Raw genomic sequence first — 12214 nt, forward strand, 5'->3', positions numbered from 1 at the left:
AAAGACCTTGATTTTCTAGGACAAGGTGGCGTACATGACCGCCTTGATGGTGTGCAGACGATTCTCTGCCTCATCGAAGACCTTGGAGTAAGCGGACTCGAAGACCTCGTCGGAGACCTCCATCTCGCTAACGCCGAGCTTCTCGGAGATTTCCTTGCCAATGACGGTCTTGACATCGTGGAAGGAAGGCAGGCAGTGCATGAAGATGGCGTCGTCGGCAGCCATTGCCATGACATCCTTGGTGACACGGTATGGCTCGAGCAGCTTGACGCGCTCCTCCCAGAGCTCAGCCGGCTCACCCATGGACAGCCAGATGTCGGTGTAGATGACGTGAGCGTCGGTGCAGGCTTCCTTGACGTCTTCGGTCAGAGTGACGGAGCCGCCGGTCTCGGCTGCAATCTTGGTGCACTCCTCGACCAGGCCATCTTCTGGCATCTGTGCCTTCGGGCCACAAGCAACGAAGTGCATGCCGAGCTTTGCACAGACAACCATGAGGGAGTTTGCAACGTTGTTGCCTGCATCGCCCATGAAGACCAGCTTCAAGCCCTTCAGGCCCTGTGGGAAGTTCTCCTCTACAGTGAGCATGTCTGCAATCATCTGGGTTGGGTGGAACTCGGTGGTCAGGCCGTTCCAAACTGGAACGCCTGCGTTTGCGCCCAAGTCCTCAACAATTTCCTGAGCGAAGCCGCGGTACTCGATGCCGTCATACATGCGGCCTAGCACGCGAGCGGTGTCCTCGATGGACTCCTTCTTGCCCATCTGCGAGCTATCCGGTGCCAAGTAGGTAACGCCCATGCCGAGGTCGGAGCCGGCAACCTCGAATGCACAGCGGGTACGGGTCGAGGTCTTCTCGAAGAGGAGGGCGATGTTCTTGCCCTCGAGGTAGCGGTGCGGCACACCGGCCATCTTCATTTCTTTGAATTGCTTGGAGAGGCGGATAAGGTAGCGAATCTCGTCTGGGGTGTAGTCCAAAAGCTTGAGGAAGTTACGTCCGCTGAGGCTTACTGGCATTGTTGCCAACTCCTTTCTTTAATAGGGCCTTTTACCCTATTTTCACTCCGGCTACTCCCCTTCAATTCACGCTCATGGGGTGCGCCGGCCGAACCCGGAAGCCTTGTGCTTCTCATCTGAAGTTCTGGCTTTATCGTGACTCGATTTCCCCACCCGAGCAAGCGCTAATCGAGTTAATTTTTCATTAAATCCGGCGTTGGCCGCCACTAAACCCGATTTAAACCGCCTTTGAAGTGCAGGTTTCCACGCAAGGTTTAGATTGTGACATCCATCTCTTTTCCTAGAGACGGTAGCACAACGTACAAATTCACCCGGTTTAAACCGCTACCCAAACGCGAACAAAAGCCGGTTACATTACCCCTGACCAGTACCCCTCAACCAATAGGTCACGAGACTCGTAGGATGACTTTTTTAAAATATTGTGAACGTGGACCTTTACGGTAGAAAGCGAGATGCCGAGTTCGTCCGCGATTTCGCGATTGCTCTTGCGGGCAAGCACCAGGCCGGCCACTTCACGCTCGCGCTTCGAAAGGCCATGGGCCTCCGAAAAGCGCTCAAGGCTGCGCTCATGAAAGTCATCCGTTGCCGCATCTGCGATTGGCTTAACCGCCGCATCCGCACCAACGTGGCGCAGAACCACTCGCGCATGAGAGATGACCGCCCAGCCGATGGCAACGATCAGAACGTTTTCCATAAAATTGCGCTCCGGCAAGAATGAGAGCACATCGGGCCCGGCAGCCTCCCAGTCAAAGATGAGCTGATAGTAAACGTTCTCTGCCACCACCAGCACGGCACAGATAGCGACCTGGAAGAAGAGATGGCGGTAGGAATAAAGGCGTGCGCGCTCCGCGGGATCATTCGCGCGCAAGTAGCAGCCAAAGCCATAGCAAAGCAGAAATGCCAGCGTGATAGGCCGCATGTTGAAGAAAAAGAACTGGCGTAGTGCCGGGTCCTCTACTGCCCACAAGGCCGCGACGCTGCCTATCAGGAACAGCCCGACGCAGGCATGCGGCAGAAAGCGCCAGCCATTTAAGTAGCGCTGCACCACGATGGCCATCACAGCCATCATCACGCCACCCAGCAATATCGACTCGAAAGGCGCCGTAATTGCGTAAACAGAAACCTCACGGTTAGCCATTCCGCCGTGGATGAACTGCGTTCGAAAGACAAGCGCTATATCGAAGGCATAGACACCGAAGAATACCGCCAACAGTTTAAAAACCTGGGAGCGGGTGGCCACCAGGCATCCCACGCAGACGCCGGCGACCAGGACGCTGGCTAGCAGCATGCAGATAGTGAAATAGAAGACGGCATACTCTAGCACCAGCACCTACTTTCCCAGCAGCGAGAGAGAAACTGCCGGCCTTAAGTCACGTTCAATAGCGGGAGTAAGTTTAGCTCACAAGGTTAAGGATTCATTAAAAAAGGGCCGCGCAGCCACCCCATAGAAAAGGTGATCTGCGCGGCCCTTTTACGACGAGCTAGAGTTCGGCAGCTGAACCGAGCTTAAGCGCGCATCTGAGCGCCCAATCGCTGCTCGGCGAGCTGTGCGGCAGCCAGGCGGTGCTCGTTTGCTTCCTCGTCGGTCAGCGTGCGGTCGGAGGCACGGAAGATCAGCTGGAAGGCGAGTGACTTTTTGGCCTCACCGAGCTGCTCGCCGCGGAAGACGTCGAAAAGCTCAACGCCCTCGAGAAGTTCGCCGGCGCCTTCCTCCACGACCTTACGCACCGACTCAGCAGGAGTGTCTTCGTCGACTACCAACGCGATGTCTTGGTGAAGTGCCGGGAATGCAGACAGAACCGGAGCTGGGAACATCTCCTCAGTAGGCAGCGCGTTTACATCCATCTCCATCGCGCAAGTCCGCGCCGGCAGGTTCAGTGCCTCGAGGACCTCTGGATGTAGCTCGCCTGCATGGCCCACGACGATGCTCTCGCCGCCCACAACAGCCTTAATCGCTGCGCAACGGCCCGGGTGCCACGGCAGCTCGGAGGCAGCCTCTACCTCGATCTCTACGCCGGCCGCGCGAGCGACCAGGCGCGCAGACTCAATGGCATCGGCGTAGGTGTAGGCACGACCCTTGCCCCATGGGCCCTCGTGCTCGACGTTGCCGGTAGCAACGGTAGCCACGTGCAGCGGCTGATGCGGAAGGGAGTCGCGCAGCTGCTGCACTGTAGCGTCGCTAGGACGCTGCGCAACGGAAGGCATCTCGGAAGCGTCCGCACGCTTGAAGGAAACCTGCTGCAGGCCGTACAACGCGAGGTCGTTACGGCCACGAGCAACGTTGCGTGCAACTGCTTCGAGCATGTTCGGCAGCAAGGTGGTGCTCAGAATCGCCTTGTCTGACTCGAGCGGGTTCTGCACGGAAACGGTCTTGCGGCGCTCGTCATCGCCTTCCAGGCCCCAGACATCGAAAGTGTTGTTGGCGATGAACGGCGAAGGCAGCACCTCAGCGTAGCCTGCATATGCCAGGCCGTGACCGATAGCGCGGCGACGCTTCTGTGCCGGGGTCAGACCGCGGCCACCAACTGGGGTCGGCAGAATCGTCGGGATATCCTCTAGGCCTTCCAGACGCAGCACCTCCTCAATGAGGTCAACATCCATGGTGATGTCGGTGCGCCAGGTAGCCGGGGTAACCAGCAGGTTGTCACCGGACTCTTCAACCTCGCAGCCGACCTCTTGGAGACGGTTCACGACGGTCTCACGGGAGTATTCAACACCGGCGTACTCGCTCGGCTTGGTGGCGCGCATGGTGATCTGCTGCGGGCGAGCGACCTCGCCGACCAGGGTGCGGCCGGCCTCGATGGTTCCGCCAGCGATCTGCACGAGCAGTGCACAGGCGACGTCGAGTGCGACCTCAACGATGGCCGGATCTACGCCTCGCTCAAAGCGACGGGATGCCTCAGAAGACAGTTTGTGGCGGCGCGAGGTGCGAGCCACGGTGATGGAATCCCAGTTCGCGGCCTCGAAGTAGACGTTGGTGGTGCCGTTTTCGCCCTCGGTAATCTCCGAGCTCGTTCCGCCCATCACACCGGCCAGGGACTGGATGCCGTTGTCGTCGCAGATGACTACATCCTCGGCGTCGAGGGTGCGCTCAACGTGGTCAAGGGTCTCGAACTTCTCCCCTGCCTGCGCGTTACGTACAACAAGGTCGCCAGAAATCTGATCGGCGTCGAAAGCGTGCATCGGCTGGCCGAGCAGCAGCATGACGTAGTTGGTTACGTCGGTTGCTGGGTTAACAGGGCGTTGGCCTGCCAGCATGAGCTCGCGCTCCATCCAGAACGGAGTGCGCGCGGTCGGGTCAATGCCAGTGACCTTCCGCAGGCCAAAGCGCTGTGCCTTGGTCTCCTCGCGCAGCTCAACATTGATGAGTGAGCCACTAGCCTCCGGCACGGCGCTGACATCGATGCCAGCAACGGAAGGGTCCTGCGCCGGGCACGCGTAATCGAGGCCGAAGGCCGAAGCAACCTCGCTGCCGAGGCCGCGCAGGGAAAGCGCGTAGCCACGGTCCGGAGTGATGTTGACGTCGAAGACAGTATCGTCCAGCCCCAAGAACGGACGGGCATCCTGGCCGACTTTGTCCGCGAACTCCTCGCCCAAGGTGATGATTCCATCGGACTTCTCAGCGATGCCCAACTCGGCCGCGGAGCACATCATGCCCGCAGAGATCTTGCCGTAGGTCTCACGTGCGGAGATCTTGAAGCCGCCTGGCAGCTCAGCACCTGGCAGGGAGACTACGACGTAGTCCCCCAAGCGGAAGTTGCGCGCACCACAAATAATGCCTTGGAGCTCGCCGGTGCCGTTAGCGTCGCCGACATTGATCTGGCAATAACGGATTGGCTTCTTGAAGCCCTCGAGCTCCTCGAAGGAGTCAACGTGGCCGATAACGAGCGGGCCGGTGATTTCTGGCAGGCCCTCGTAGCCCTCGGTCTCAAAGCCGACGCGAACGAAACCAGCGTCAAGTTCTTCCGGGGTGGCTGACCAGCCGGGATTTTTCGCGCCAAGCAACCTGGTTACCCAGCTCTGGGAAATAAGCATTGTGTCTAGATTCCTTCCTAATTGCGGGGTAAACGGTTATGCCTGGACGCCGAACGGCAGGGTGAAACGAACGTCGCCCTCGACCATGTCGCGCATATCGGTCAGGCCGTTGCGGAACTGCAGGGTGCGCTCTAGGCCCATGCCGAAAGCGAATCCGGTGTATTCCTCCGGGTCAACGCCTACTGCGCGCAGGACGTTCGGGTTGACCATGCCGCAGCCGCCCCACTCGATCCAACCGGCGCCGCCCTTCTTGTTCGGGAACCAGACGTCAACCTCAGCGGAAGGCTCGGTGAATGGGAAGTAGTTAGTGCGCATGCGCGTCTTGGTCTCTGGACCAAACAGCACCTTCGCCAGGTGATCCAGAGTGCCGCGCAGGTGTGCCATGGTAAGCCCCTTGTCCACTGCCAGGCCTTCGACCTGGTGAAAGACTGGAGTGTGGGTGGCATCGAGCTCGTCGGTACGGAAGACACGGCCCGGGCAAGCAATGTAGAGCGGAACATCGCGGTCCAACATGGTGCGTACCTGCACCGGTGAGGTGTGCGTGCGCAGAACCTGTCGCGAATCTTCCTTACCCACGTGGAAGGTATCCTGCAGGGTACGTGCCGGGTGGTCAGGCTTGAAGTTCAGTGCGTCGAAGTTAAAGTACTCAGCCTCAACCTCAGGCCCCTCGGCGATCTCCCAGCCCATGCCAACAAAGATGTCAGCAATGCGCTCCGAAAGCGCGGTGATTGGGTGAAGCGCACCGGTCTGGTTGCGGGTGGTCGGGATGGTCACGTCGACGGTCTCTGCCGCCAGCTGCGCCTTCCGTGCCTCTGCTTCCAGCTGCTGCTGGACCTGGGCAAAGCGCTTTTCGACGCGCCCGCGCGCCATGTTGACGTTCTTGCCTGCGTCTTTGCGCTGGTCCTTTGGCAGGCTGCCAAGCATGGTGCGTGCCTGTGGGATATAGCCCTGCTCGCCCAAGTGCTCGCGGCGAGCGGCAGCCAGCTCATCGAGGCTTGTAGCAGCGTCAAATGCGGCTATGGCGGAATCGGCAGCCGCGCCCAGCGCGGCTTCGGTCAATTCGATCTGAGATGTGTCGGACACGTGCCTTGAAACCTTCTTCTTGCGCGAAAACTAACGGCGCTAATCATACCGTAGTGACCGTCACAAGAAGCCAGCAGGGGCACCAGCTAGCGGCTATGAGACTTCGCAGATTCGTAAAGACAGATAGAAGCGGCGGTGGCGAGATTCAGCGACTCCGCGCGGCCCAAGATCGGGATGCGCACGCGCATGTCTGCCTCGTCGAGCAGCTCCCCCAGCCCGTGTGCCTCGTTGCCGAATAGCCACGCGGTGGGCTGGCTGAGATCTGCCTCCGCAAGGTCGACCTCGCCGTCGGCTGCGGTGGCAAGAATCTGCATACCAGACTTGCGCAACTGGCCTAGGACGTCCTTGATGTTAGGGTCGCGCGCAACGGGAACGTGGAAGAGCGAACCTGCTGAGGAACGCGCCACCTTGCAGCCTAGGGGATCCACGGTCTCGCCGGCGAAGATGACGCCATCGGCGCCCATGGCGTCAGAAGTCCTGATCAAGGTACCCGCGTTGCCTGGCTCCGAGGTCAAGACCGGAACCGAGACCAGACGTGGTTTGGCGTTGAGAATCTTGCCCACTGACCACAGCACCGGCTTGCAGAGGGCAAATAGCCCGGTGGTGCTTGCGGTATCAGACATGTGGCGCGCTGCTTTATCCGTGATGGGATGGACGTAGACATCCATGTAGCCGGCAGCGGTGACGATGTCTGCGAAACGCTCGGCTGCCTTCTCGGTGACGAAGACATCGGTTGCGGCACCGGTGGACACTGCCGCGTCCACCGCATTTTCGCCCTCAATGATGAACTGCTTGGCCTTGCGCCTATTAGCCGCGCGGTGCAGCTTGACCGCATTAACGATGCGCGGGGTTCTCTCAGTAAAAGCAGATTCAAAGTCCAATTCCATAGCCCCAAATCTAGCAGCGCATACGCCCCACACACCAAAAGGATTAAGCCACACCCCAAAAGCACCAAAAGCCCCAGAAAACCACCAAACCCACCACAGCAAAAGCCGTAGTGGGCGAGTATTAGAGCGCGGGCTTAAGTGAGCAAACGCTTAGCGACGCAGCGGGATACCGCGGCCATCGCGGTCGTAGCCGCCGGCACCAGCGATGATCATGATGAACTCGACGAACGCCCAGATCGAGAGAGCGCCACCGATAAAAAAGCCGATGAACACGACGAGGGTCACAGCGGAAACCGCGAACGTAATCAGCTGTGCGATACCGCGGTTGGTCTTGCCCAAGTAGAAGTTGTGCGCGCCCAAGTAGCCGAAGAAGAAAGCCAGCAGCATCGCTGCAACCCAGGACTTCTGCTCGACGCCTGCTGGGTACTGCTGAACTGGGTAGGCCTGGCCGTACTGTGGCTGACCGCCCTGGTATGGAGCAGGCGCAGGAGCGTTGTTGTTGAACTGCTGCGGCTGCTGGCCAAACGGGTTCTGCGGCTGGTTGCCGTAACCTTGAGGGTTTCCGTTGTTTGGATAGGTCATAGAAGGCTCCTGAGAAATGGGCAAAAGATGAAAAGGAGTACACGCCGGAAAAGTCCGCGCCGTGTGTCACAGACAAACTAGCACGAGCTAACTGCGACTTCCTAGATGGGTATAGAAAGCTGGGGAAAAATCCCCAAACGGCTAGACGCGCAGACAACACAACATAAAAAGCTCCCTCTACCCTTTCACGCCATAATTGACGGAAAGCGATAGCGGGAGCTTTAAAAGCAATACGCTTTGCGCATACCTATTTAATTAGGCAGCCTTCGGAGCGTTGATGTCCTCCGGCAGAGCAGCCTTGGCTGCCTCGCACAGTGCGGAGAATGCCTCGAAGTCGTTGACTGCAAGCTCAGCGAGGATCTTGCGGTCAACCTCGATCTCAGCCAGGCGCAGGCCGTGGATGAGGCGGTTGTAGGTGATGTCGTTCATGCGGGCAGCGGCGTTGATGCGCTGGATCCACAGCTTACGGAACTCAGACTTACGAGCGCGACGATCGCGGTAAGCGTAAGTCATGGAGTGCAGCCACTGCTCCTTAGCCTTACGGTACAGGCGGGAACGCTGGCCGCGGTAGCCCTTAGCGGACTTCAGAATCGCGCGACGCTTCTTCTTGGCGTTAACTGAGCGCTTTACTCGTGCCACAGTATTACTTCCTTATCTTGTGTGGGTCTAGTAAGTGGGTTGATTCGGCGCTAATTAGGAGCGGCCGAGCAGGCGCTTTACGCGCTTGACGTCGGAAGGTGCAACGTCCTTGGTGCCCTTAAGACGACGGGTCTGCTTGGATGGCTTGCCCTCCAGCAGGTGGCGGCGGCCAGCCTGCTCACGGCGCAGCTTGCCGGAACCGGTCACCTTGATGCGCTTGGCGGTGCCCTTGTGGGTCTTCTGCTTCATGAGAATTAAGTCCTTAAATCCTAAGTGGAGTTTGGTCTACTTCTTGCCCTTGCGGACGGGTCCCAGAACCATGGTCATGTTGCGACCATCCTGCTTGGGGCGGGACTCGACGGAGCCGTACTCAGCGACATCCTCGGCGAGGCGCTCCAACAGGCGGAAACCAAGCTCCGGACGCGACTGCTCGCGGCCACGGAACATGATGGTTACCTTGACCTTGGAACCCTTCTCCAGGAAGCGCACCACGTTGCCCTTCTTGGTCTCATAATCGTGATCATCGATCTTCGGACGGAACTTCTGTTCCTTGACCACAGTCTGCTGTTGGTTCTTGCGGGCTTCGCGAGCCTTCTGAGCCTGCTCGTACTTAAACTTTCCGTAGTCCATGATCTTGGCTACGGGCGGCTTTGCATTAGGCGCAACCTCAACAAGATCAAGGTCTGCTTCATATGCAAGCTTGCGAGCATCATCAGTACGGACGATGCCCACCTGTTCACCACCGGGGCCAACTAGACGGACCTCGGGTACTCGGATGCGCTCATTGATGCGAGCTTCAGCGCTGATTGTGGTTCTCCTCGATTAAGGGGGTGGGTTAGTGATGTGCCTACCGAGACCACAAACGAAAAACCCGGTCTGCCATAAGGCAGCCGGGAGTTCTCACAAAAATGCCGAGGTATTAACCTCAACCCTTTTACCTTTATCCTTCGAACCAAAGAGATTCGCGGCTTCAGGTGGGAGAAACTCCGCTTGTGACCCGTAGCCTCCTGGAGAAGGCCCTACGGGCGGTAGTGCTGATTAGTATAACCCCCACTTCACGCAGAGCCAAATCGCCACGCGCAACTAATTACGCGCTCACTGCCAGAGGTGACTACAGGAGCTCCTTCAGGAACTGACCTGTATAGGAGCCTTCCACCTTTGCGACATCTTCTGGAGTGCCCTCGGCTACGACGCGACCGCCGCCATTTCCGCCTTCGGGGCCCATGTCCACGATCCAGTCAGCGGCCTTAATCACGTCAAGGTTGTGCTCGATGATAAGAACCGAGTTGCCCTTGTCCACCAGCCCTTGGATAACCAGCATGAGCTTGCGAATGTCCTCGAAGTGCAGGCCCGTGGTTGGCTCGTCCAGAATGTAGACGGTGCGCCCCTTGGTGCGTTTTTGCAGCTCTGCAGCAAGCTTCACGCGCTGCGCCTCGCCGCCAGACAGCGTGGTGGCCGCTTGGCCTAGGCGAACATAGCCCAGTCCGACGTCGACAAGCGTGGCGAGGTAACGGTGAATCGAGGTGATCGGCTCGAAGAACTCGGCGGCCTCGGAGATAGGCATGTTGAGGACCTCAGCGATGTTCTTGCCCTTGTAGAGGACCTCCAGGGTTTCCCGGTTATAGCGCGCACCCTCACAGACCTCACACGGGACATAAACGTCCGGCAGGAAGTTCATCTCGATCTTCAACGTGCCGTCACCCTGGCAGGCCTCGCAGCGGCCACCCTTTACGTTAAAGGAGAAACGGCCTGGCTTGTATCCGCGCACCTTTGCCTCTTGGGTCTCCGCAAAGAGGTTGCGAATCTTGTCGAATACACCGGTGTAGGTAGCCGGGTTGGAACGCGGGGTACGGCCGATCGGGCTCTGGTCCACCTGCACCAGCTTGTCGAGGTGCTCGACCCCCTCGACGCGCTTGGCGCGGCCTGGCACCTGGCGCGCACGGTTGAGCTTGTTGGACAGCGTCTTTGCCAGAATCTGGTTGACCACAGTGGACTTGCCAGAACCCGATACACCGGTGATGCAGCAAAGCACGCCCAGCGGGATCTCAACGTCGATGCCCTTCAGGTTGTTTTCCCGAGCACCGACTACTTTGAGCTTGCGTTCAGGGTCAATCTCGCGACGCTTATCCGGCACCGCCAGCACGCGCTTGCCAGACAGATACTGACCCGTAAGCGATTCTTCCTTATCCATGATGCCGGCGGGCTCGCCTTGATAGACAACCTCGCCGCCGTACTCGCCGGCGCGCGGGCCAACATCAACAAGCCAGTCGGCCTCGCGGATGGTGTCTTCATCGTGCTCAACCACAATCAACGTATTGCCGATGTCGCGGAGGCGCTTCAAAGTAGCGATGAGGCGCTGATTGTCGCGCTGGTGCAGACCAATGGAAGGCTCATCCAGCACATACAGCACGCCAGCCAGACCCGAACCAATCTGGGTTGCCAGGCGGATGCGCTGCGCCTCACCACCAGAAAGCGTGGAAGCGCCACGATCCAAGGTGAGGTAATTCAGACCCACGTCGAGTAGGAATCGCAGGCGGGCCTGAATCTCCTTCAATACGGCGCCAGCGATGATTTCCTCGCGGTGCCCCAGTACGAGCGAGTCGAGGAATTCCGCGGCCTCTTCGATAGACAGCGCGGACAGCCCCGCGATGGACTTCTCGCCGTGCGCGGTGGAGGCAAGCCGCACAGCCAAGATCTCCGGGCGTAGGCGCGTGCCATTACAGGTATTGCAAGCCACCCGGCGGGTGTACTGCAGCAGGCGGTCCTTCTGCGACTCGGAATCGGCCTGCTCAAGCTTGCGCTCCAAGAAGCCGATCGCACCCTCAAAGGGAGCGGTCCAGTTGCGCTGCCTGCCGTAGCGGTTCTTATAGCGCACGTTTACTTCCACGTCGGTGCCATAAATCAGCGCATCGCGCTGCTGCTTTGTCAGCTGTGAGACCGGAGTCCGCGGATCAAAGCCCAACGTCTTACCAAGGCCCTCGACGAGTTTGACGAAGTAGCGCGAATTCGGGCTGGAATGCCACGGCTGGATGGCGTCGACTGCTGGAGCGTCAGGATCCGGAATCAGCAGATCTACGTCGACCTCAAGTCGGGTACCTAGACCGTCACATTCTGGACAGGAGCCGAAAGGCGCATTGAAGGAAAACGCACGCGGCTCGTATTCCTCGATGGTTAGGGTGTGACCATTGGGGCAGGCGGCCTTTTCCGAGTAGGTATGAGTGAGCTCGGGGCTATCGATGAAGTCGAGGGTAACGAGACCGTCTGCCAGGCGGAGCGCAGTTTCGACAGAATCGGTCAGACGCTGCTTCTGTGAGGCCTTGACCTGCAAACGGTCCACCACCACGTCAATATCGTGCTTGATCTGCTTCTTCAGCGTCGGCGGCTCAGTTAATTGATAAACCTCGCCATCAACCCGCACGCGGGAGAAACCCTGAGATGCAAGATCGGCAAAGAGATCCACAAACTCGCCCTTGCGGTGTCGCACCACGGGAGCCAGGACCTGGAACTTTAGCTTTTCCTCGAGTTCAAGCACTGTGTCCACGATTTGCTGCGGGGTCTGACGCTCAATCACGGCGTCGCACTTCGGGCAATGCGGCGTGCCCGCGCGGGAGAATAAAAGGCGCAGATAGTCGTAGATCTCCGTGATGGTGCCCACCGTAGAACGCGGGTTGTGGTTGGTGGACTTCTGGTCAATTGAGACCGCGGGAGAAAGACCGTCAATGAATTCGACGTCAGGCTTGTCCATCTGGCCTAGGAACATGCGGGCGTAGGAGCTCAGCGATTCAACATAACGCCGCTGGCCTTCCGCGAAGATAGTGTCAAAAGCCAACGATGACTTGCCGGAACCAGAAAGGCCGGTAAAGACCACCATCTTGTCGCGCGGCAGGTCGATATCGACGCCCTTGAGATTGTGCTCGCGAGCACCGCGTACGACCAAACGATCAGCCACTTATTGCCTCCTTTGTCAGCCTAGCTTC

General features: G+C 58.8%; 10 protein-coding genes. All 10 read right to left on the reverse strand.

What is annotated here, in order from left to right; genetic code table 11:
* Positions 1–15: 15 nt before the first annotated feature.
* Entirely contained in the window at positions 16–1011 is a 996-nt protein-coding gene (argF, locus tag HMPREF3158_RS11075; RefSeq protein WP_070498545.1) for an ornithine carbamoyltransferase, read from the reverse strand.
* A 349-nt stretch (positions 1012–1360) separates the two neighbouring features.
* Positions 1361–2341, reverse strand: a complete 981-nt coding sequence (locus HMPREF3158_RS11080) for a helix-turn-helix transcriptional regulator (protein ID WP_070498547.1) — start codon at positions 2339–2341, stop codon at positions 1361–1363.
* 176 nt (positions 2342–2517) lie between these two features.
* Entirely contained in the window at positions 2518–5046 is a 2529-nt protein-coding gene (gene pheT / locus HMPREF3158_RS11085; RefSeq protein ID WP_070498549.1) for a phenylalanine--tRNA ligase subunit beta, read from the reverse strand.
* A gap of 36 nt (positions 5047–5082) precedes the next feature.
* The gene (pheS, locus tag HMPREF3158_RS11090; RefSeq protein ID WP_070433183.1) at positions 5083–6129 is read right to left on the reverse strand and encodes a phenylalanine--tRNA ligase subunit alpha; all 1047 of its coding nucleotides are present in this window, start codon (positions 6127–6129) and stop codon (positions 5083–5085) included.
* An 86-nt stretch (positions 6130–6215) separates the two neighbouring features.
* Positions 6216–7016: a TrmH family RNA methyltransferase gene (locus HMPREF3158_RS11095; RefSeq protein WP_061922657.1), complete on the reverse strand. Its 801-nt coding sequence runs from the start codon at positions 7014–7016 to the stop codon at positions 6216–6218.
* Positions 7017–7166: 150 nt separating this feature from the next.
* Positions 7167–7598 carry a TM2 domain-containing protein gene (locus HMPREF3158_RS11100; protein WP_070433182.1) on the reverse strand — a complete coding sequence of 144 codons (432 nt, stop codon included), beginning with the start codon at positions 7596–7598 and terminating at the stop codon, positions 7167–7169.
* A 255-nt stretch (positions 7599–7853) separates the two neighbouring features.
* Positions 7854–8237, reverse strand: a complete 384-nt coding sequence (gene rplT, locus HMPREF3158_RS11105; RefSeq protein ID WP_061922666.1) for a 50S ribosomal protein L20 — start codon at positions 8235–8237, stop codon at positions 7854–7856.
* 54 nt (positions 8238–8291) lie between these two features.
* Complete coding sequence (gene rpmI, locus HMPREF3158_RS11110; protein WP_046646844.1) at positions 8292–8486, reverse strand: 50S ribosomal protein L35; 195 nt, start codon at positions 8484–8486, stop codon at positions 8292–8294.
* A 36-nt stretch (positions 8487–8522) separates the two neighbouring features.
* Positions 8523–9044 (reverse strand): translation initiation factor IF-3, encoded by a 522-nt coding sequence (gene infC / locus HMPREF3158_RS11115; RefSeq protein WP_082778602.1) that lies wholly within the window; start codon positions 9042–9044, stop codon positions 8523–8525.
* A 304-nt stretch (positions 9045–9348) separates the two neighbouring features.
* A complete protein-coding gene (gene uvrA / locus HMPREF3158_RS11120; RefSeq protein ID WP_070498551.1) occupies positions 9349–12186 on the reverse strand; it encodes an excinuclease ABC subunit UvrA in 2838 nt (945 codons plus the stop codon).
* Between the last annotated feature and the right edge of the window lie 28 nt (positions 12187–12214).

Source organism: Corynebacterium sp. HMSC06G04, assembly GCF_001807365.1.
GTDB lineage: Bacteria > Actinomycetota > Actinomycetes > Mycobacteriales > Mycobacteriaceae > Corynebacterium > Corynebacterium simulans.

What these genes read in the sequence shown, in the direction of transcription:
- argF (WP_070498545.1), bottom strand. Translation starts at nt 1,011, where the DNA reads ATGCCAGTAAGCCTCAGCGGACGTAACTTCCTCAAGCTTTTGGACTAC.
- pheT (WP_070498549.1), bottom strand. Translation starts at nt 5,046, where the DNA reads ATGCTTATTTCCCAGAGCTGGGTAACCAGGTTGCTTGGCGCGAAAAAT.
- HMPREF3158_RS11095 (WP_061922657.1), bottom strand. Translation starts at nt 7,016, where the DNA reads ATGGAATTGGACTTTGAATCTGCTTTTACTGAGAGAACCCCGCGCATC.
- HMPREF3158_RS11100 (WP_070433182.1), bottom strand. Translation starts at nt 7,598, where the DNA reads ATGACCTATCCAAACAACGGAAACCCTCAAGGTTACGGCAACCAGCCG.
- rpmI (WP_046646844.1), bottom strand. Translation starts at nt 8,486, where the DNA reads ATGAAGCAGAAGACCCACAAGGGCACCGCCAAGCGCATCAAGGTGACC.